Source organism: Flavobacterium omnivorum (genome assembly GCF_900099915.1).
In the GTDB taxonomy this organism is placed as follows: domain Bacteria; phylum Bacteroidota; class Bacteroidia; order Flavobacteriales; family Flavobacteriaceae; genus Flavobacterium; species Flavobacterium omnivorum.
The window spans coordinates 1-21,717 of the sequence record NZ_FNDB01000016.1 but is presented as its reverse complement, the minus strand read 5'-3'; the positions used below and the strand labels follow the sequence as shown (position 1 = coordinate 21,717).

Below are 21,717 nucleotides of genomic sequence, written 5' to 3'. Positions count from 1 at the left end.
TTATTGCGTTTCGATTGATTTTTTAACTTTCAAAAGTACAAAACAATTTGCTTTTTTCAGTAGTGTATTTTAACAGAAAACTACTTATCGAAATTATAAAATAAATGATTAATTTGGATTAAGAGGTTGTTTTTCCATAGACCTGGACGATATAATTTCCGTTTAAAAAGGATTTGGGATTAATTTGGCTTTGAAGAACAACACCACGTAGCGATGATTCTAACAATAGTTGCGCTGCTTGGGCTAATGGCGCCGCAGTGGTTGTTTGAATAGCTCTCAATTTGTGCTTTCCTACTATTTGGGGTGAAATGCGCTTTGCAATTTCACGTCTTCGCAAAATTCCAGAAGCATCTTTACCTTCGACCGCAGCATATAAGATAACTTGATCGTCCTCTACATGAGGAATTGCCGCCTCCATTTCTTGCTGTAATAATTTTATCGCTTCTTCTTTATTTTCCAAAATAGAAAGTTGCTCTTGAATCCATGCGTAGTGACCGGGATGGCGTAACGTTTTGTAATCTAGTGAACGCACTTTTCCAGATAGCGCTTCTGGTAAATCTGCTGCTCCACCAGAGGTAAGATCTTCTTCATATGTTATACCGTCAATAACAATAGAAGCTCTTTCTGATAATGGAGGGCGCGTAGTTTTTACGAAATCTCGAAGCACTATCGTATCTTTCAAATACTCTGTAGCTACTCCTATAGGACTCCAAGTAAATCCGTAGTAATGTGGGGCAACGGCATGATTGGTCAAGGCGCCAACTTTAAATTCTAATTTATCTACTTTGTCAACTTCAAAGTCCATGCAAAATTGTTGAAAAAGTCCATTTGCTAGTAAATCGATGTACCCTGGAGCCAATCCTGTTTGAAGGATAAAACCCGTTTCGGCATTTTTTGCCGACGCTACTATTTGGGAAGTTTCGGAGACATATTCGGTAAGATTGGCGTAATGCATGTTAAAATCTTTGGCAAATTGGGCCATACGTGGTGCTTGGCTACCAGGAAGGCAGTCGAGAATAATATCGCCTCGACGTAAGATTACCTCCATTTCATTTGTAAGTTCTTTTTCATCAAGATAAAAGTCTTCAATGGATCCCTTTTTCGTTGTTCCTTCTTGAATCCACTGCGCTACTTTTTTTGCTTTGGCGTGGTTTCTGTCACCAATAAATAAAGTAGGAGTCACGTCACTCCATTCCATTAACATTAAACCAACGGCTTCTGCAATTCCGCCGGCTCCAGCTATAATTATAGTATGATGCTTTTCCATATTTTAAAGACAGCCATTTTTCTTGTATTTATTTGTGTTTTAGAAGTGTAGTTTTTGATTTAAATCTAGTAGTAGTATGCTGCAAACTATTTTCTCAAAAGTAGATTCTTTATTTATAAAACCATTAGGATTACTAGTTCAAATTAAGTCTTACAGTTACTGGATTTTCTTAATGGTTAAAAAATAAAAGGAATGTATAATGGTAAGTGCATTTACTTTCCGATACAAAAGTTAGCAAAAATATTTCCTAACAGCTCGTCATTTGATACTTGTCCTGTAATAGTTCCAAACTGATACAGCGCCTCCTTAATATCGAGTGCCATAAGGTCACTAGAAAGATTTGTTTCTAGACCAAATTTCACTTTCATTATTTCATCTAAAGCTTTTAGTAGAGAGTCGTAATGTCTTGTGTTTGTTATAATTGTCTCATTGTTTCGCAAAGCACCGGTATTTACGAATGAAAGCAATTGATTCTTTAAATTCTCAACTCCAATATTCTCCTTAGCTGAAATTGTTTCCAGTTTAACGTTCAATGTTTCAAACTGTTTTCTGATGTTTAGTACTTCATTTTCAGAGAGCAAATCTATTTTGTTGATAACAACAACTAACGGTTTTAATGGAAATTGATTTTTGATTTTTTCAATTTCTATGATGTATTCCGAACTTTGAACTTTAAATTTTAAACTATCAAACAAATATAAAACTACCTGTGCTTGTTCTATTTTTTCAAATGTTTTACGAATCCCAATACTTTCCACAACATCTTCTGTCTCCCGTATTCCAGCGGTATCTATAAATCGAAATCCGATACCACCAATGACCAATTCATCTTCGATAGTATCACGGGTTGTTCCCGCAATTTCTGAAACTATGGCGCGCTCTTCGTTCAATAAAGCATTCAAAAGTGTCGATTTCCCAACGTTTGGTTCTCCAACAATAGCAACTGGTATTCCGTTTTTAATGACGTTTCCAACTGCAAACGAGTCGATTAATCGTTTCAATACAAATTCGATTCTGTATAGTAATTCATGGAATTGCGTTCGATCCGCAAATTCTACGTCTTCCTCGGCAAAGTCCAATTCGAGTTCAATCAACGAAGCAAAATTCAATAATTCTTCTCGCAGTTTAGCTATTTCATTCGAAAAACCACCACGCATTTGTTGCATAGCGATTTGATGCGACGCTTCATTGTCGGATGAAATTAAATCTGCAACGGCTTCGGCCTGCGATAAATCCAGTTTGCCGTTTAGGAAAGCTCTAAGCGTAAATTCGCCTGGATCTGCCATACGGCAGCCTTTCCTGAGAAGTAATTGTATGATTTGTTGCTGAATATAAGGAGAGCCGTGGCAGGAAATTTCGATTGTATTTTCGCCCGTATACGAATTTGGACCTTTAAAAATGGACACTAATACTTCATCTAAGGTTTTGGAAGCATCCATAATATGACCTAAATGCAGGGTGTGGGTTTTTTGAGTGGTTAAATCTTTATTTTTAATAGATTTAAAAACAGAATTTCCTATCGTGATGGCATCTTGGCCCGAAATTCGAATTACGGCTATAGCTCCCGCTCCCGATGGAGTTGCAAGTGCTACTATGGAATCGTGAGGTATCATATTTGTATTCAATTTTATGCAAAAGTAAGTAAAATTGATAAGGCAGCAAGTCTCGATTATCAAACCATTAACTTTATTTTTTTGTTAAAAAATTACTCAAATTGATATTTATCATACTATTTTGTTTTTAAGTTTCGTAAATTTATATAATTAATTGATTCGCAACAAAGTAACGGTATGTCCAAAAAAATTCTATTTCCTACCGACTTTTCAGACGCCTCTAAAAACGCGTTTATTTATGCCCTGCAATTAGCTGAATCTATTAAAGCCGAAGTAATTACCATTCATGTTTATCAATTACCGCAAGCAAATTACATTAACATTTCAGAGTATTTACATGAAATTTATGATGTTACTGAGCTTAGTAATTTTGAAAATTATAAAGATGAGGTGCCGAGTTTAAGAAGGATAGCAGAACAAAATAGTTTGGGACACATCAAGATAAGTAATGCTCTAATTTTAGGAAATTTAGTTCCTGAAATAAAAAAAATAACGGAGAATGAAAAAATTGATTTTGTGGTTATGGGTACCAAAGGGGCAACTGGACTAAAAGAAACTTTTTTTGGTACCGTGGCAACCAAAGTGATGAACGATGTAAAAGCATTAGTTTTAATTATACCTGAACATTGCCGGTATCAGCCAATAAAAAAAATGCTTTTCCTGACGCAGTATAAATCGGAGGATACCGCCGCTTTTAAAACCGTAATGTCGCTATCCGAGATCTTTCAAGCTCCTGTTGACTGTTTGCGTGTCGCGCACTCAAAAGTTGAAAGTCAACACGATTGCAGGGCAGATTGGAAGGTATTGATAGGGGATAAGGAAGTTGTTTTTCATTCAATTGAAGGGGACGATGTAGAGGGCATAATCTTAAATTTTATTGCCTTGTACAAAAATAATTTGATTGCAATGCATGTATACCATCGAACTTTCTTTGAAAAATTATTTGAAATTAGTCTTGCTAAAAAATTAGCATTTCATATTAATGTTCCTATTTTAGGCATCCACGAATAAAATTAGTGTTGCAGAATTGCGCTATTTGTTTTAGAAAAAAAACCAATAGCTTAGTAAAATTAACGAACTATTTTAAACTAAACGACAAATGAAAAAAATTTTATTTCCAACCGATTTTTCTGAAGTGGCAGCAAATGCTTTTATACATGCTTTGGAATTTGCAAAAATAGTTCATGGTGAAATCGTTTTATTGCACACCTTTGAACTACCTATTTATGACAATCAGTTTTTTCCTGAAAATTATGCTCTCATTTACAATTCAGTAGAATTAGCACAATTTGGCATGTTTAAGGATGAAATTCCAAAACTCCGTGCGTTGGCAGAAGAGCGTCATTTGGATAAAATTAAAATGACGCATCGACTTATGGATGGTGATTTACTTCATAATATTAAAAAATCGATTAAAGAGGATGCTATCGATTTTGTTATTATGGGTACGGCAGGAGTCACGGGATGGGATGCTTTTTTTGTGGGTTCCAATGCAGGATCTGTTATTTCTGGAATTGAAATTCCAATGCTGTGTATTCCAATTGCAGCCAAGTTCAAGAAAATAGAAATTATTGGCTTTACCACGCGCTTTAGAACGAAAGACAAAAAAGCCTTAAAAATGGTGCTAGATATTGCCATAAAAACAAAAGCAAAAGTCAAATGCTTGTATGTGAAAACGAGTGAATCGGATGTTTCAAAAGATACCGTGGCGCATTGGGAGGAAGAATTTATAAATGATCCCGTAGAGTTTTTTGTGATTTCGAGTGATGAAGTAAAGGAGACTATTTTAGATTTTATTTTATATAAGGAAATAGATATATTGACTATGCTTACCTATAAAAGAGGTTTTTTTGAAGGAATTTTTAAACCTAGTTTAACCAAAAAAATAGCGAATAATTTTGATATTCCTATTTTAGCAATACACATGGATTGATGCAGTCACAATTTTAGTTGAAGTTTCGAATACTATTTAGTTCGGCATTGCCATTGCCTTTTAATTTAGACTTCTCAGCAAATCTATTTCGTTATATTTGCAATTCATCAATTGAATTATGGAAATATACAAAGCAAAAAAGATTCGCTTTTCAACAGCGTTAACTGCAATCAATAAAAAGTACAATAGTATAAGTGTTTTAAGACTTCTTACGATTGTACTTTTTTTTATATCTAGTTATTATTACATTAAAACTAGTAATATTATTTTTGTAGTTGCCTCGATAGTTCTATTTGGTGCTTTCGTGATATTGATGCGTATTCATTCCAAGTTAGTTTTTGAAAAGCAAGTTCATCAAGCCTTATTTGATATTAATGAAAATGAAATTGAATACCTCGAAAGAAATAAAATTCCATTTGAAAACGGACAAGAATTTAACGATTTTAATCACCCTTATGCGTATGATTTAGATGTCTTTGGAGATCATTCCTTATTTCAAAACTTGAATAGAACGGCTACTTTTATTGGAAAAAAAACATTGGCAAACCAACTTTTAGCACTGGCACCAAATAACGAAATCACAAGAAATCAGCAAGCAGTAAAAGAATTATCTAACAAATTAGATTGGCGTCAGGAGTTCTTAGCTTTCGCCAAAATTGGAAATGACAGCCAATCGAATTATGAAACATTACTTAAATGGAGTACATTCAATAGCACGCCTTTATCTAAAATTAGTGTTTTTATTTCTTACTTTTCTCCACTTCTTTTTTTAGGATTTTTGATAGCTTATGCAGTCACATCTAATATTGTTTTTGTTTCTGTTTTGTCATATATGTTTGTGTTTCACTTAATCGTTTTAGGTCGGTTTATAAAACGTATTCAGAGTGAAATAGCAAATTCTACTAACATTGATAAAACCATTCACCAATACAGTTTGTTGTTGCAAAAGATTGAAGAAGAAACTTTTCAGTCGGAAAAATTAATCGGCTTGCAACAAAAATTAGTATTCAAAAAAGAAAAGGCTAGCGTTCATTTGAAACAATTAGCTGGTTTGTTTTCAAAAATGGACAGCATTTCTAATTTTGTGACAGCCATCGTTTTTAATGGTACATTTCTTTTTAATTTGCATGTGCTACAATCATTAATTCAATGGAAAAACGATCATGCCGAAGCACTAGAAGAGTGGCTCGAAGTAATTGGGGAATTGGAGCTGCTAAATAGTTTAGCAAATATGTCTTATAATAATCCAGAGTTCGTTTATCCAACCTTGAACACTAATTTTGAAATTGATTTCACGGATCTAAGCCATCCTTTATTAAATGAAAAAACAAGAATAGGGAATGATGTTCGTTTTCATCCAGAAAGCTTCATGATTTTGACGGGTTCTAATATGTCTGGCAAAAGTACTTTTCTACGCAGTTTGGGAATTAATATGGTTCTAACTGGTATGGGGTCTTCCGTTTGTGCAAGCCAAGCTAATGTGCATCCGTTGCCCGTTTTAGTTTCTATGCGATTATCCGATTCGTTGTCTGACAGTGAATCATACTTTTTTGCTGAAATTAAACGCTTAAAGCAAATTATGGACGAACTCGAAAACAGACCTGCATTTGTATTATTAGACGAAATATTACGAGGAACCAATTCAGATGATAAACGAAATGGGACAATAGAAGTGGTTAAAAAAGTGATTGGTAAAAAAGCCATTGGAGCCATAGCTACACATGACATTGAGGTATGCTTGACCACATATGACTATCCGAGTATACTAACCAATAAATGCTTTGAAGTAGAGATTGTCAATAATGATCTCCACTTTGATTATAAATTACGTGATGGAATTTGTAAAAATAGGAGCGCTACTTTCCTAATGAAAAAAATGGGAGTGATTTAGTTTGGAATTTTAGACTTCTTTGATTGTTAGACTAATTAAATTTTAAGGTTTAGTTTGTCTTTGCTAGGAACGAAGCAAACCCTCTAACAGGAGCGATTACAGCAGATTAGTGATACTGGAAATACTATATGAGATTCCTAATTAATCTGAATAAAATACGAGAAATGAATAAAAGTAAAAAACCGTCTTGTAATTAAACGAGACGGTTTTAAAATATAAAAATGGTTTGGTTAATAGCGTATTTTAAACTGAACTAGTTGTTTAGCATTACAGGCATAACTAGCATCGTAACAGTTTCACCTTCTTCTAATCCATCAACAGGAGTAAGAATTCCAGCTCTGTTTGGCAGTGACATTTCAAGCATAATCATATCCGATTGCAAGTTAGTCAACATCTCTGTCAAGAAACGAGAATTGTATCCTATTTGCATATCATCACCTTGATAATCACAGGTCAATCTTTCTTCCGCCTTGTTTGAATAGTCAATATCTTCAGCAGAAACATTCAACTCAGCTCCAGCAATTTTCAGACGAATTTGGTGTGTTGTTTTATTCGAAAAGATGGCAACACGACGCACAGAACTCAAAAATTGAGAACGATCTATCATCAATTTATTTGGATTTTCTTTTGGAATTACCGCTTCATAATTTGGATATTTTCCATCAATCAAACGACACATTAAAACATAATTGTCAAAAGAAAAAGTCGCATTGGAATCGTTATATTCAATTTTTACTTCTGCATCAGAAGTTCCAAGAATATTTTTTAAAATATTCAATGGTTTTTTTGGCATAATGAAATCAGCCACTTGCGAAGCTGTTACATCAGTACGTGCATATTTTACTAATTTGTGTGCATCCGTTGCTACAAAGGTTAATCCTTGTGGTGAAAACTGAAAGAATACACCAGACATAACTGGACGTAAATCATCGTTTCCGGCAGCAAATATGGTTTTGCTTATGGCTGTTGCCAAAACATCAGAAGGAACCAGTGTAACAGATGGATCGTCTAGGTTCACTGATTTTGGAAATTCATCTCCAGGAGCATAAGCTAATGCATATTTCCCCGAATTAGAACTGATTTCTATCGTACTATTATCCTCAACGGTGAAAGTTAAAGGTTGTTCCGGGAATGTTTTAAGGATTTCCAAAAGCAATTTTGCAGGGACTGCAACGCTTCCTTTACTTTCAGAATCAATTCCTAGAGTGGCAGACATTGTGGTCTCTAAATCAGAAGCAGAAACGGTCAATACACTATGGTCTAGATCAAATAAAAAGTTATCTAAAATAGGTAAAGTATTGCTACTGTTGATAACATTTCCTAAAACTTGTAATTGTTTCAATAAGTATGAACTCGATACTATAAATTTCATCTGTTTTGTTTTATTTTTTAAGGTATTTCTCTAAATCCGAAATACGATACATTTTACAAATATATCGTAAACTATTTTAGTTTGGAAACTTTTTTATTAACATCTTTACTTTAGTCTGAAAGTCAAAAGTCGAAAGTCTGAATGCAAATTCTATTTATTATATTATAAAAAATGGTTGTTTTATTTTGTTTCGAAAAGTTGGATGTTGACAACTTAAATAAAGTAAAAATTGATTTATACAGTATATTATAAACTTCACTTTTAGACATTAAGACATTAGACTTTAGGACTTATTTACTATATTTTCGTTTTCGAAGATAAGTAAATAGGATTCCAAAAAGGGCTAAAATAAGCAATGGAAGTCCAATCGTCAAGAGCTGTGTTCTAGTGTAGTTTTCATAAACTTTTTCTTTATCCAATAAAGGTAAATCAAGATCTTTGCTTCGAATGTTAATAAGTCCATTATCGTCTAGTAGATAATTGACGCAATTTATGAGGAAATCTTTGTTATCGTATAAATTGCCAGATCTTTGATCGTAGCCCAATTCTACTGGTTCAAAGTTTTTATCCAATTGGTTTTTGATCAAATCACCATCTGATATGACAATCATTTTGTTCTCTTTTCCCTTTCCTTGAAATGTTTTTTGTTCAAAGGGAAGCACTCTGTTTTCAAACATGGATTGGAAGGAACCTTCTAATAATACTGATAGAGGAATATTCCCTTTGTTTAGGTAATCATTTGGCGAAGTTTCTTCGGCTACGCTATTCAGGTTTATTTCTGCTGGTGTTCCTATTTTTGTCGAATATTGTGACGATTGTAACAGTATGGTTTTCTTGATACCGTTCTTCAAGGTGTCGATGGGATTCGCAAAATCAAATCTGATTCCACCCAAATTTTTCACAATGGGATGCGCACTATTTGGATACACTTGTGGCGCAAATTTCCAATTGAATTCTTGATATTGAGTAGCACTTCCTTGCTCTCCAGTAGCTAATTTAATAGGACTTCCTTGCTCGTCTTTTACTAAATCAGGATTAATACGGATACCATATTTAAAAAACAGATCATTCAAATTCAGATCTCTTGGATACGCTAGCGTGGCTCCAGACGCATTGTATAAACTATCCATTTCAACTAAAACTTGATCAAGCAACCACAATGTTTTTCCGCCATTCATAATATATTGATCCAAAACCTGTTTTTCTTCATCGGAAAACGTTTCAGTAGGTTTTGCAATAACAGCCAAGTCATATTTTTTTAAAGTTTCTAAACTTCCTATTGGATTTTTTGCCACTGAATCCAAAGTAAAAGGTCCAATAAAATAACTTTCGCGAACTTGTAAAAGGAATTTGGCCATCAAAACATCTTGCAATTCTCCGTTCCCTTTGATTACAGCAATTTTCTTTTGCTTGGCTTTGGTAATCTTATTCAAGCCTTCGGCAATGGAGTATTCAAGGTGTTGAACAGATCCAATTACTTTTTGAGTTGTGGAAGCGCCCATAATGTTTTTCAACAATGGAATATTCACTTCTTTATTATCGTAAACGGCAATTGCCCAAGGAAAAACCATCGCTTGAGATTGCTTTCCTTTGTCGTCTACGGTTATATTTATTGGCGTAAGCCCTTTTCGATACAATTCTTTAATATTGTTCATGCTGGCGTCTTCGTTTTCCAAAGGATCTACGAATTCAAAAACGATATTGTTATTGTAAGCCTGAAATTCTTCTAGTAATTGCTTTGTTTCCTGCTGTAATCTTTTAAATTCAGCCGGTAAATCGCCTTGCATGAATACCTTTATATACAACGGATTCTGAACTTGTTTAATAATATTTAAGGAAGTAGGGGAAAGCGTGTATCTTTTATCTTTTGTCAAATCAAAACGATGAAAAAACGAACTTCCCAATGTATTTAAAACCAATACAATTGCAACGATAATCAATACAGATTTTAGGTTATTTTTTTTAGAAGCTGTCATTACGATTTGAAAGATTTTAGATTAAAAACAGTAAAGGAGAGAAAGAGCACAGTTACGCTTGTAAAATAAAGAATATCTCTCGTATCTAATACCCCACGACTCATGCTTTTAAAATGATCCTGCATTCCTAAGTTTGCAATAATAGAAGATACATTTGGAACAACAGAAGCCAAACCTTCAAAACCAAAATAGAAGAAAAAACATAAAAATACGGCAACAATAAAAGCTACAATTTGGTTATCCGATAGTGTTGAAGTAAATATTCCGATGGCAGAATAGGCTGCAATTAAAAATAATAGTCCAAAATAAGAACCAATTGTGCTTCCCATATCGATATTGCCTTCCGGTATTCCTAAATTAGAAATAACGGCTACATAAATGAATGTTGGGATAATTGCCATTACAATTAAAAGCAAAGCGCCGAGAAATTTTCCGTTTACAATTTGCCAAATACTCAATGGTTTAGTCAGCAACAATTCTAGTGTTCCCTGTTTTTTCTCATCCGAAAAACTGCGCATGGTTACGGCAGGAATTAAGAAGATCAAAATCCAAGGCGCCAAGGTAAAAAAGGGAGTTAAATCAGCAAAGCTAGTATTCAAAATATTATAATCTCCCTCAAAAACCCAAAGAAATAATCCGTTGATAATTAAGAATATGGCAATAACTAAATAGCCAATCGGCGAACCAAAAAAGGATTTTATTTCTCGTAATACAATTGATTTCATGCTTTATGTTTAAGGTTTGAAATGTTTAATGTTTAAAGTTCCCAATCCAACAACTTTAAACCTTAAACTATTTTTTATTCTAAAGTAACTAATTTATCCACGCTCCAAGCTTCTGGCTTGTCATTAAATAATTTTTTAGTGAATGTCCAAACATCGTAAAAAAGTTCCGAATTTCGGTAATTCTCTAAATCGGCTTCGGTTTCCCAATAACTATAGGTAAAGAAAATACTTTTATTGTTTTTATCCTGATACAGTTCTAAGAAACGATTTCCGGGAGCATTTCGTATCTTCTCTTTTATTAACTCGAAATTTTCTAAAAAAGCAGGAATATTTTCCTCGTGAAAACTCAATTTTACTATGCGTACAAACATTAGATTTTAGATTTATGATTAACGATTTTTGATTTCAGATTTTGCAATTAGTTAAGAACAAATTTGACATTTTCTCTTAAAGAGAACTTTCCTTGAATTTTAAATGTAATTAAATCTCCCATTGTTAAATCAATTTTGTTTGATTTATGTTCTTTTATAAAAAAATTAAAATCATTAATTGTTTTTGAATGGCTTTTTGAGAATGGTTTGAATATAAGGAATAGAATAATTTTAATAAAATATAATGGGATTAGCAATATTGTTAAAAATACTGAGGCAGAACTAAAAAGTTCACCCTCACTTTCGAAATGTTCATCATATTTAAAATCTGAAAAATCTATATTGTATTTTGTAATAAAGTTTTTCAACATATCATAATTATCATCTCCCAAAAGACTTAAATCATTTGCTACTTTTGATTTGTTATTAATATTTTTTTCTCCAGATTTGTCTTCAAGAAATTGTTGCATTTCAATATAATTTTGCTTTAAATCTTTAAAACTGTTTTTTATAATTGTTTTCATTTTGTGTTGCTTTAAATCTACAATCATAAATCGTTAATCTTTTATCAAAAAAATTATCTAAAAACGATATTTATGACATCTCTATAATTCAGTCCCAGTAAACTATTGGCTGAGCCTACTTTAGATGGATTACTCCTAAAAATGGCAATTTCCAGAAAACCAGCTTCGTTGAAAATAGCTAATTTTTCTCCTTCATAAGACTTTATCGGATATTTATCGGAACTCGCAATAGCAGAATAGTTTGGCAATATGGTTTTGATGTTTTTGGTTTTTAAAACAATTTCATACGGCCTTCCTTTGGCAACTTCGATAAAATATTTTTTAGAAATATTAGTGACTACATTCCCAAAATGATCGATGTAAATGACGTGACCTTTCAATGAAGTACCATCAGCAGCCAGCGCAGCTTGTAAATCTGTCACTTGTTTTATGCTATTTATTTCTTTGCCAATGACATTCATTAAACCACCTTTGGCGAGATGGCAGGCTACTTTTACAAATACATCAAGATCAGCCGCATCACTGGCTAAACGATCGTGAATGTTAATTGCGACCATTTTTTGAGGAACAATTTTTTGTGAAAGCATGCTTAAAATACCATTATCAGCAGCAATAAAATAATGATCATTCCATTGCATCACAATGTGTTGATTTTCTTTGTTGGATTCCATATCTACTCCTATAAGGTGAACCGTACCTTTTGGAAAACTATCATATGATGCGCTAATTGTGTAACTTGCTTCTACTGTGTTGAATGGATCAATATCATGTGAAATATCAATAATCTTCGCCTCGGAATATTCAGATAAGATTTTCCCTTTCAACGCTCCTACAAAGTGATCTTTCAAGCCGTAATCAGTAGTTAGGGTAATTATTGACATAATTTTGTTTATAACTATTGGTGTTATGTAAACCTAATTTTATTAAATTTGAGAAGTGCAAAGCTAATAATAGTTAACACAAAAAACGAAAAAGAAAAAACAATTTCTAATTAAAAATCAGAAATACACCCGACAGCCAATTGATTCACAAAAAAATGAATTTTAATTAAAAACTACCTCATTTGAACGAAAGAATAATCGAGCTCATAGACATCGCTCCAAAAGACTTTTGGGGCGCTCAAGACACTCATCTTGAAACAATTAAAAAATACTATCCAAAATTAAAGATTGTCGCTCGGGGAACAACCCTGAAAGCTTTTGGAGAAAAAGAGGTTTTGGACGAGTTTGAAAAACGTTTTCAACGATTAATGCTACACTTTTCAAGATACAATAACATCGATAATAATGTAATTGAGCGCGTCATTCTAGGGGATATTCAGGAAGACAGGAAATTTCAGGGACACGACAAAATATTAGTGCATGGAGTAGGTGGAAAAATCATTAAAGCTATGACACCCAATCAGCAATTGTTGGTGGATACCATGGAAAAAAATGATATGGTTTTTGCCGTTGGACCTGCCGGTACCGGTAAAACCTACACTGGAGTTGCAATGGCTATTAAAGCACTCAAAGAAAAACAAGTCAAAAGGATTATTCTGACTCGTCCAGCAGTAGAAGCAGGGGAGAACCTAGGTTTTCTTCCAGGTGATATGAAAGAAAAATTAGATCCGTATATGCAACCTTTGTATGACGCTTTACGTGATATGTTACCGAATGAAAAACTAGAAGATTATATTCTAAAAGGAGTCATCCAAATCGCGCCTTTGGCATTCATGCGTGGAAGAACACTAGACAATGCTTTTGTTATTTTAGATGAAGCCCAAAACACCACACATTCCCAAATGAAAATGTTTTTGACACGAATGGGTAAAAGTGCTAAGTTCATGATTACAGGAGATCCTGGCCAGGTCGATTTACCACGACGAACCATTTCTGGACTCAAAGAAGCCTTATTGGTTTTGAAAGATATTGATGGAATTGGAATCATTTATCTTGATGACAAAGACATTGTACGACACCGATTAGTTAAAAAAGTGATTGATGCTTACAAGATGATTGAGAATAACGATTAAAACAAACGGAGGCTTTTATAAAGCCTCCGTTTGTAATTTTTTTTGATATTCTTAAAACATAGCACTCCAATTTTTGAATTCTATATCAGATAGTGTATACTGATTTAAACTTTCAATAAAAGTTTGATAAGCGGTATTGAACAATGATTTTAGTTTGCAATTGTGTGATTGAAAGATACAAGGTTTTGAATCACAATTGACGATAGGTGTATCATCTTGTTCTAATAAGTGAATCAAATCGCCTAATCGAATTTCTCTTGCTTTTTGAGAAATCACTATTCCGCCATTCTTTCCTCTTTTAGTGAGAATTAATTGGTTTGCAGATAAAAATTGAACCACTTTAATGAGATGGTTTCGCGAAATTTTAAAAGTATTGGCTAAATCATCTAAGGAACTTTGCGGAGTATCATTTTTTTGATTTAAATACATCAAAACGCGCATACTAAAATCGGTAAAGTGATTCAATTTCATATTAAAATTTGCTAATTAAGGCTTAATAATTGTGGGCCAAATTCTTCGTAAAGTATATTTTCTCTATTTACACCAAGTGCAACCAAAGATTGATATTGAACTTTTATAAAAATAGCCGGTCCGCAAATATAATATTTTGCATCTTCAATAAGGATTTCTTCTTTTATTTGATGCAAATCAATTCTTCCTTCGATAGCGTTTGTTTCTGATTCGGGTAAAGTTTCGTAAAAAACGAAAGAAGTTAACCACTCATTTTCGTTGTTTAATTCCTCGATAGTATCTTTGAACGCATGAACATTTTCATTACGACAACTGTGAATCCAAACTGTTCGATTTTTTTGAAGTGAATTTTTATTGGTTTCTACCATACTCATCATGGGAGTTAGTCCAACACCGCCACTTACTAACACCAAAGGATTATTAGCTTTTGGATCTGCAAAAAATACTCCCGCTGGTGCGCTAACTTCAATTATATCACCTTCTTTTTTGTTATGTAATGCATTGGAAACAATTCCATCAGTAGTTGTATTTTGACTGATTTCTTTTTTTACCGAGATTCTATAGTATTCACTATTAGAATAAGAGGACAGGCTATATTGTCTAGGCTGCTTATGACCTAATTCAGGAATAAATGCACTCACTGATATATATTGACCTGGATAGAAATCGGCAATTTCTTTGTTGTCTTCTGGCTTAAGGTAAAATGAATTTATTTCGTCGCTCTCCTTTACAATTTTGGAGATTTTGAAGCTTCTCCAGCCTTTCCAACCTCCTTTTTTATTAATTGTTTTTTGATACATTTCAGCCTCAATACTAATCATTATTAGAGCCAATTCATTGTAAGCACAGGTCCAGGCTTCAATTAATTCTACTGTTGCGAGATCACCCAATACTTCTTTTATCGATCCAATTAAATGGTTTCCAACAATATCATATTGCTCTGGTTGAATATTTAAACTCACATGTTTATTTCCAATAGATTTTAATGTATTGATCAAAACCGTAGGATTTTCTATGTTTTCAGCATATGCAAGAACAGCTCCGCTCAAAGCATTTTGTTGTTTTCCACTAGCTTGATTTGCCATATTAAAAATGTTTTTCAACTCGGGATTATTTGATAGCATTCTTTGGTAAAAATACGTTATCAAATCATTTCCATTTGTTCTTAAAATTGGTACAGTTGCTTTTATTAATTCTTTTTGACTTGTATTCATGACTTTATTATATTTTAATTTTTACAAATATAGCAATCATTTTATATATTGTTGTATTTAATATACAACAATTTGTTTTAAATTTATTTTTTTAAATATCGTCAATAAAGATTAACCTAAACTTTTTATAATTTTTTGCGTTTCTCTTAAAAATACAATAAATTTGGAATTAATAAAATCTCAGTTAAAAAGAAATGATTTTAAAAGAAAAAATTAAAGTAGTTATCAGCGATTTAGATGGAACCTTACTCAATTCAGATCACAAAATATCTCAATACACTAAAACTGTTTTTCAAGAACTTCACAATCAAAATTATTTAATTATTGTAGCAACTGGTCGCCACCACTTGGATGCAATGCCTATTGTAGCAGGTTTAGACATTCCTCTTTATTTAGTTACTTCAAATGGAGCGCGCATACATTCCCCTGAAAAAGAACTTTTATTTTCCTTTGATATGGAAAGCGATGCCATAAAATCTGTTTTATCTTTAGATATTGACTCTGAAATTACAACAGTTTTGTTTAGAGAAAATGTTTGGCAAACGAACAAGCATAATGAAAAATTAAACGAATTTCAACCCGAGGTAAATTATCATCCTCAACTGGTAGATTTTTCCAGCTTAGAAGATTTGAGTGCTATAAAAGTGTTTTTCACGCACCATAAACATTCGAAATTAATTGCATTAAGAGATCAGATTTTAGAAAATCATTCCGGTATTTTTAGTCATGCTTTTAGTCTTCCTTACTGTTTAGAATTTATGGATAAATCTGTAGATAAAAGTATTGCGATTGCCAAGATTTTAGAAAAAGAAAATTTTGCATTTCAGGAATCAATTTCCTTTGGTGATGGCTATAACGATGAAAACATGCTTAAATCTTCTGGAAAAGGTTTAATTATGGGAAATGCTCCTGATAGTTTGAAAAATAAATTATCTCATTTAGAAGTTATCTTACCGAATAATCATGATGGAGTAGCAAAATATATAGCCAAAGAATTACTGCAATAACCTAGTTTTACGGCTGTTTTAAACATAGCATAATTTTCAATTTTAATATTAAATTATAATCAACATGAATAAAAAGTTACTCCTTGGTATCTGTATTTTATTTTCCATTGCAATTCAAAGCCAAAACTTAAAATTGGAAGAAATAATGAAAGGAAATGCTTTCATTGGAGTTTCGCCAGAAAATGAAAGGTGGTCTTTGGATGGTAAGAAAGTATATTTTGATTGGAATCCAAATAATGAATTGGGTGCCAGTACTTATTTTTGGAAAAACGGATTGTCAAAACCAGAATTAGCTTCTCCAAATGAAGCCGCTTTTTCAAAATTAGATTTTAAAAAAACAGCCAATCCGGATTTGTATTATTACATTGATAAAGGAAGATTGTTTTCATATTCCTTGAAAAATAAAACCTCTAAAAAATTGTACCAACAAAGCAGTCCAATTGCTAATTTACAAATGGGCGCTGTTGCAGGAATATTGTATTTCAGACAAAATGAAAATCTTTTTCAGTTTAATACTAATGAAGGTTCTATTATTCAAATTACGAATTTTCGCAAAGGAAAATCGGATGAGAAAGCCAGTGACAAAGAATCTTTTTTGAAAAGCCAACAAGAAGAACTATTTCAATTTATTAGAGATCAGGAAGCACTGAAAAAATGGAACTTGGCCAAATCAAAAACTACAAAATCTGATTTTCCAAAACCATATTATTATGGGAAAAACACATTTGGAAGCTTGAAAGTCGATCCAAAAGGAAATTTCGCCACCTTCAGATTAATAGAAGATTCAGAACGAAAAAGTGAAAAAATGGAACTTTTCATAACTGCTGATGGTTACAACCAAATTGAAGACACGAAGGAAAAAGTATCTGTAGATAATTTATTAGCTACTAAATTCGGGATTTATAACATCGCCAAAGATTCTGTTTATTTTGTGGATTTTTCATCGTTGAGTCACATTATGGATGTTCCTAAATATTTAGAGAGCTATGAAAAATCAAAAACTGCAGCAAAAAAGAATAAACTAATCGTAGTTCAAGAACCTATCTATAATGAAAATGGTTCATATGCAATTAGTGAAATAAGAAGTCAGGACAACAAAGACCGATGGATTGTCAGTTTGAATTTAGAAAATGGAACTTTTCGAGAATTAGATCATCAACACGATGAAGCTTGGATTGGCGGCCCAGGAATACCATCTAATTCGTATGGAAGAGGAACGCTTGGGTTTTTGGGAGACAATGAAACGGTTTATTTTCAGTCCGAAGAAACGGGTTATTCTCATTTATATACTTATAATTTTAAGTCAAAAAAGAACATCCAACTCACTAAAGGAAATTGGGAAGTGCGCAACGTAAGTTTGGCAAAAGACAAAAAATCTTTTTATTTGACCACAACGACTACGCATCCTGGTAACAGAAACTTTTATAAATTAGAAGTTACAAATCCTGTTTTACAACCTATTTTAATTAAAGATGGCGCTCATGAAGTGAGCTTATCTCCCGACGAGAGTACTTTATTGGTACGCTATTCTTATAAAAATAAACCTTGGGAATTGTATGTAGCGCCTAATAAAAAGAATACGAACTTAAATCAGATAACGTCATCAACATCTGAAAGTTTCAAAGGGTATTCTTGGCGGGAACCGGAAGTCATTACTTTCAAAGCGCAGGATGGAACTCTTGTAAATGCCAGATTGTATAAGCCACAAACGGCCAATGCGAATAAAGCAGCTATTTTGTTTGTTCATGGTGCCGGTTATTTGCAAAACGCACACAATTACTGGAGTACATATCACAGAGAGTACATGTTTCATAATTTATTGGTCGATTTAGGCTATACCGTTTTAGATATTGATTATAGAGGTAGCGATGGTTACGGACGTGATTTTAGAACAGGAATTTATCGTTTTATGGGTGGGAAAGATTTAACAGATCAAATTGACGGAAAGAAATATCTAGTTGAAAATCATGGAATCGATGCGACAAGTGTCGGGATTTATGGCGGTTCTTACGGCGGATTCATCACGTTGATGGGAATGTTGACGACGCCCAATGAGTTTGCAGCAGGTGCAGCCTTACGATCTGTAACGGATTGGGCACATTACAATCATGGGTACACCGGAAATATTCTTAATTTCCCAGAAACAGATCCCGATGCTTACAAAAAAAGTTCTCCAATCTATTTTGCAGATAATTTAAAAGGCGATTTATTAATGTTGCACGGAATGGTAGATGATAATGTAGAATACAAAGATATTGTTCGTTTGTCTCAGCGTTTTATCGAATTAGGGAAGAAAAAATGGAGTTTATCCAGTTTTCCAGTGGAAGCACATGGATTTAAAGAAACCTATTCTTGGGTGGATGAATACAGCCGAATCCTAAATTTATTCAAAGAAACGTTACTTGAAAAATAATTGTAGATATAAAAATAAAATATGACTATCCGATACTAATACCATTGCGTTTTATTTTGTCATTTCGACGGAGGAGAAATCACATCAGTTGCTCTCGTTATGCGATTTCTCCAGTTGGTCGAAATGACAAAAGAGCTAAATTTCATTTGTAAAATGTAGTTTGGTACAAGTAATGGACAACCATAAAATAAAATGAAAGAGTTCCATTCTTTTCTTTGCGAAACTCTATGAAATAGTTTTAAATTTGCAGCAACAAAAATAAACACACACACAACTAGTATAATGAGCAACACCATCACAACTACTGATTTTAATTTTCCAAACCAGAAATCTGTTTACCGCGGTAAAGTAAGAGAAGTGTATAATATCGATGATGAACTTTTGGTAATGGTAGCTACTGACAGGCTTTCGGCTTTTGATGTAGTTTTGCCAAAAGGTATTCCATATAAAGGTCAAATTCTAAACCAGATTGCTACTAAATTCATGGAATTAACACAGGATATTGTTCCAAACTGGTTGATTGCAACTCCTGATCCCAATGTGGCTGTGGGTCATTTATGTGAGCCTTTCAAAGTAGAAATGGTAATCCGTGGCTATCTTTCGGGTCATGCTGCTCGTGAATATGCTCTTGGCAAAAGAGAAATATGCGGCGTGAAAATGCCTGACTATTTGAAAGAAAATGACAAATTCCCGGAACCTATCATTACGCCGACAACCAAAGCGGATAACGGAGAACACGATGCGGATATTTCTCGTGAAGATATTTTATCGAAAGGAATTGTTTCTGAAGAAGATTATATAGTTTTAGAAAAATACACAAGAGATTTGTTTCAAAGAGGAACTGAAATTGCTGCTAGTCGTGGTTTGATTTTGGTGGACACCAAATATGAATTTGGTAAAACTAAAGAAGGTGTAATTGTCTTGATTGACGAAATTCACACACCGGATTCTTCTCGTTATTTTTACGAAGAAGGATACCAAGAACGTCAAAACAGAGGAGAAGAACAAAAACAATTATCGAAAGAGTTTGTTCGTCGTTGGTTAATCGAAAATGGTTTTCAAGGTTTGGAAGGGCAATCCATTCCTACTATGACTGATGAATACATTGAAACAGTTTCTGAAAGGTACATCGAATTGTATGAAAACATTCTTGGAGAGAAATTTGTTAAAGCAGATATCACTAATATTAATGAAAGAATAGAGAAAAATGTTTTGGAATATCTGGCTAACATATAAAAACATTAGCTTTTATTTAAAACATATAGTTATCTTTAGTTGATAAAAAAAACATAAACTATGAAAAATTCAATTTACAATATTAGTCTTGTTATGATATCGATTTCCATTTATCTACTTATTGAGTATCCAAACTCTGGAAGAGCAGGTCTAATTGCTGGAGGATTAATTTTTATTGGGTTTGTACTTAATATTGTTGGATTTTGTTTAAATGCTAAAGCAACACTTGAAAAATAAATAATTATACAACACAGTTTATTAAAAACCGCAATTCACTTTAGAATTGCGGTTTTCTTTTGTTAAAAGCGAATTATTTTTCTAAAATTGCTTTTAAATTATTTAATCCATCTTGTAAATCCTTTCCCAGCATTTCTTCCATATTTATTATTGGTAACATCAAACTCATTGGATAAGGCATTTTTCCGTTAAAACGCCATTTTACTTTAGTTTGATTTGGCGAAATAGCTTCAGTTGACATAAAAGCAAAAGCGGTTGATTCAATGGGAACTTTGAAGCGCAACTCAGAATCGATTCGTTCGCCTTTAACTATTTTCTTAATTTCCTGTTCACCTACGCCAACATTTTGATCTTTACTGTCCCAACCTGCAACTGCTCCAACGGTTCCATCAGTTCCCGAAAATGTTTTTTTTATCGCTGGATCTTTGGAAAACCAAACGCTAAAATTATCTTGGTTTTTCAATAATTTCACATAATTAAATACAATGTCTTTGGGTTGGTTGATTATAATTTCTCTTTCAATAGCATATTCTTTTGGCAGAAATAAAGCAATTAGCAATGCCAAAACAATGATTCCAAATATTCCTAAAACAATTTTTTTGATAATATTCATGATTTTAATTTTAAATTAATGATTATTTCGATTGTTTAAATTGAGTTTCATATGTTTTTATCCATTCGTCAACAGATATTTTTTGGACGAGTTCAGTAATTAAGTCAAACGGAATTTGGTCTATCTTCTTAAACCGGATGCAACTTTTTCCCATGTCTAATTTTTGTTTGCTTTGTTTTGGGTATTCGAACACAAACCAATTCAGTAATTCCGGCATGGCATAAATTCCTATGTGGTAAAGGGCGAGGAAATTTTTCTGCGAAGCAATACTTATGAAAGGTAACGGTAATTTTGGATCACAATGATAGCCGTTTGGATAAATGGAATGTGGCACAACATAACCAATCATGCCGTAGGACATTTGTTCAACAAATCCTTTTGGAATATTTTTAAGAATAGTTTCCCTAAGTTTTGTAAAAGCTATTTTTCTTTCCTCTGGAATTTCTTCTAAATACGCTTCTATCGATGTGGCGGTTGATGGCATTTTTATGAATTGTTTGAGTAAATGTCTTGTCCTGAATAACCGATACAGATTATTAGATAAAAATATTTAATTAAACACTTGCAAAAACTTTTTTGCAAGTGTTTTTTGTTTTATATGTCCTCATTTTAATTTGACTTTGTATATGCATTTTGTTTGGAGTCAGCATGAAATTAGAATAATGAGGTCTTAATTCATTGTATATACTGATTGATTCTTTTACAATTTGTTTCATGATTTTTAAATCTAGGTTGTATTTATCAATCATGAATTCCTGTTTTAATATTCCATTTATTCTTTCCGCTACTGCATTTTCATATGGGTCAGAGTTTTGTGTCATACTTGGTAGTATTCCGTTT

21 protein-coding genes are annotated in these 21,717 nt (G+C 32.9%); 8 read left to right on the top strand and 13 right to left on the bottom strand.

What is annotated here, in order from left to right; translation table 11 throughout:
• Positions 1–118: 118 nt before the first annotated feature.
• Together BLS90_RS13125 and mnmE are read right to left on the bottom strand one after the other, a co-directional pair.
• The gene (locus BLS90_RS13125) at positions 119–1,267 is read right to left on the bottom strand and encodes a saccharopine dehydrogenase family protein (RefSeq protein ID WP_091258427.1); all 1,149 of its coding nucleotides are present in this window, start codon (positions 1,265–1,267) and stop codon (positions 119–121) included.
• Between the two features lie 212 nt (positions 1,268–1,479).
• On the bottom strand, positions 1,480–2,880 hold the full coding sequence (gene mnmE, locus BLS90_RS13120) for a tRNA uridine-5-carboxymethylaminomethyl(34) synthesis GTPase MnmE (protein ID WP_091258424.1): 1,401 nt from the start codon (positions 2,878–2,880) through the stop codon (positions 1,480–1,482).
• 177 nt (positions 2,881–3,057) lie between these two features.
• Here mnmE and BLS90_RS13115 point away from each other — a divergent pair, with 177 nt between their 5' ends.
• From BLS90_RS13115 to BLS90_RS13105, 3 genes are all read left to right on the top strand, one after another.
• Positions 3,058–3,891, top strand: a complete 834-nt coding sequence (locus BLS90_RS13115; RefSeq protein ID WP_091258423.1) for a universal stress protein — start codon at positions 3,058–3,060, stop codon at positions 3,889–3,891.
• An 88-nt stretch (positions 3,892–3,979) separates the two neighbouring features.
• The gene (locus BLS90_RS13110) at positions 3,980–4,813 is read left to right on the top strand and encodes a universal stress protein (protein WP_091258420.1); all 834 of its coding nucleotides are present in this window, start codon (positions 3,980–3,982) and stop codon (positions 4,811–4,813) included.
• A gap of 118 nt (positions 4,814–4,931) precedes the next feature.
• A complete protein-coding gene (locus BLS90_RS13105) occupies positions 4,932–6,704 on the top strand; it encodes a MutS-related protein (protein WP_091258418.1) in 1,773 nt (590 codons plus the stop codon).
• Between the two features lie 253 nt (positions 6,705–6,957).
• Here the strand turns inward: BLS90_RS13105 and dnaN are convergent, their stop codons facing one another.
• The 6 genes from dnaN to BLS90_RS13075 form a co-directional block, all read right to left on the bottom strand.
• On the bottom strand, positions 6,958–8,076 hold the full coding sequence (dnaN, locus tag BLS90_RS13100; protein ID WP_091258416.1) for a DNA polymerase III subunit beta: 1,119 nt from the start codon (positions 8,074–8,076) through the stop codon (positions 6,958–6,960).
• 290 nt (positions 8,077–8,366) lie between these two features.
• Entirely contained in the window at positions 8,367–10,052 is a 1,686-nt protein-coding gene (gene gldG / locus BLS90_RS13095) for a gliding motility-associated ABC transporter substrate-binding protein GldG (RefSeq protein ID WP_091258414.1), read from the bottom strand.
• Positions 10,052–10,777 (bottom strand): gliding motility-associated ABC transporter permease subunit GldF, encoded by a 726-nt coding sequence (gene gldF / locus BLS90_RS13090; protein WP_091258412.1) that lies wholly within the window; start codon positions 10,775–10,777, stop codon positions 10,052–10,054. The genes gldG and gldF overlap by 1 nt, the downstream gene beginning before the upstream one ends.
• Positions 10,778–10,851: 74 nt before the next feature.
• Complete coding sequence (locus BLS90_RS13085) at positions 10,852–11,148, bottom strand: putative quinol monooxygenase (RefSeq protein WP_091258410.1); 297 nt, start codon at positions 11,146–11,148, stop codon at positions 10,852–10,854.
• Between the two features lie 47 nt (positions 11,149–11,195).
• Positions 11,196–11,672, bottom strand: a complete 477-nt coding sequence (locus BLS90_RS13080) for a DUF1493 family protein (protein WP_175455486.1) — start codon at positions 11,670–11,672, stop codon at positions 11,196–11,198.
• A gap of 53 nt (positions 11,673–11,725) precedes the next feature.
• The gene (locus BLS90_RS13075; protein ID WP_091258407.1) at positions 11,726–12,553 is read right to left on the bottom strand and encodes an SAM hydrolase/SAM-dependent halogenase family protein; all 828 of its coding nucleotides are present in this window, start codon (positions 12,551–12,553) and stop codon (positions 11,726–11,728) included.
• Positions 12,554–12,735: 182 nt separating this feature from the next.
• Here BLS90_RS13075 and BLS90_RS13070 point away from each other — a divergent pair, with 182 nt between their 5' ends.
• Complete coding sequence (locus BLS90_RS13070) at positions 12,736–13,686, top strand: PhoH family protein (protein ID WP_091258405.1); 951 nt, start codon at positions 12,736–12,738, stop codon at positions 13,684–13,686.
• 51 nt (positions 13,687–13,737) lie between these two features.
• On the opposite strand, the gene BLS90_RS13065 is transcribed toward BLS90_RS13070, so the two are convergent.
• Positions 13,738–14,157 (bottom strand): Rrf2 family transcriptional regulator, encoded by a 420-nt coding sequence (locus tag BLS90_RS13065; protein WP_091258403.1) that lies wholly within the window; start codon positions 14,155–14,157, stop codon positions 13,738–13,740.
• A gap of 11 nt (positions 14,158–14,168) precedes the next feature.
• Entirely contained in the window at positions 14,169–15,371 is a 1,203-nt protein-coding gene (gene hmpA / locus BLS90_RS13060) for an NO-inducible flavohemoprotein (protein WP_091258401.1), read from the bottom strand.
• A 194-nt stretch (positions 15,372–15,565) separates the two neighbouring features.
• Here hmpA and BLS90_RS13055 point away from each other — a divergent pair, with 194 nt between their 5' ends.
• From BLS90_RS13055 to BLS90_RS16915, 4 genes are all read left to right on the top strand, one after another.
• Complete coding sequence (locus BLS90_RS13055) at positions 15,566–16,378, top strand: Cof-type HAD-IIB family hydrolase (protein ID WP_091258399.1); 813 nt, start codon at positions 15,566–15,568, stop codon at positions 16,376–16,378.
• Between the two features lie 64 nt (positions 16,379–16,442).
• On the top strand, positions 16,443–18,791 hold the full coding sequence (locus BLS90_RS13050) for a S9 family peptidase (protein WP_091258397.1): 2,349 nt from the start codon (positions 16,443–16,445) through the stop codon (positions 18,789–18,791).
• 282 nt (positions 18,792–19,073) lie between these two features.
• Positions 19,074–20,027, top strand: a complete 954-nt coding sequence (locus tag BLS90_RS13045; protein WP_091258395.1) for a phosphoribosylaminoimidazolesuccinocarboxamide synthase — start codon at positions 19,074–19,076, stop codon at positions 20,025–20,027.
• A 60-nt stretch (positions 20,028–20,087) separates the two neighbouring features.
• Positions 20,088–20,264: a hypothetical protein gene (locus tag BLS90_RS16915; protein WP_175455485.1), complete on the top strand. Its 177-nt coding sequence runs from the start codon at positions 20,088–20,090 to the stop codon at positions 20,262–20,264.
• A gap of 73 nt (positions 20,265–20,337) precedes the next feature.
• Here BLS90_RS16915 and BLS90_RS13040 read toward each other — a convergent pair whose 3' ends face one another.
• The 3 genes from BLS90_RS13040 to BLS90_RS13030 form a co-directional block, all read right to left on the bottom strand.
• A complete protein-coding gene (locus BLS90_RS13040; protein WP_091258392.1) occupies positions 20,338–20,877 on the bottom strand; it encodes an SRPBCC family protein in 540 nt (179 codons plus the stop codon).
• Positions 20,878–20,899: 22 nt separating this feature from the next.
• Positions 20,900–21,361, bottom strand: coding sequence for a DUF1801 domain-containing protein (locus BLS90_RS13035; protein WP_091258389.1), 462 nt, complete (start codon positions 21,359–21,361; stop codon positions 20,900–20,902).
• A 70-nt stretch (positions 21,362–21,431) separates the two neighbouring features.
• Positions 21,432–21,717, bottom strand: a 286-nt coding sequence (locus tag BLS90_RS13030; RefSeq protein WP_139171427.1) for an integrase core domain-containing protein, incomplete at its 5' end; no start/stop codon positions are given.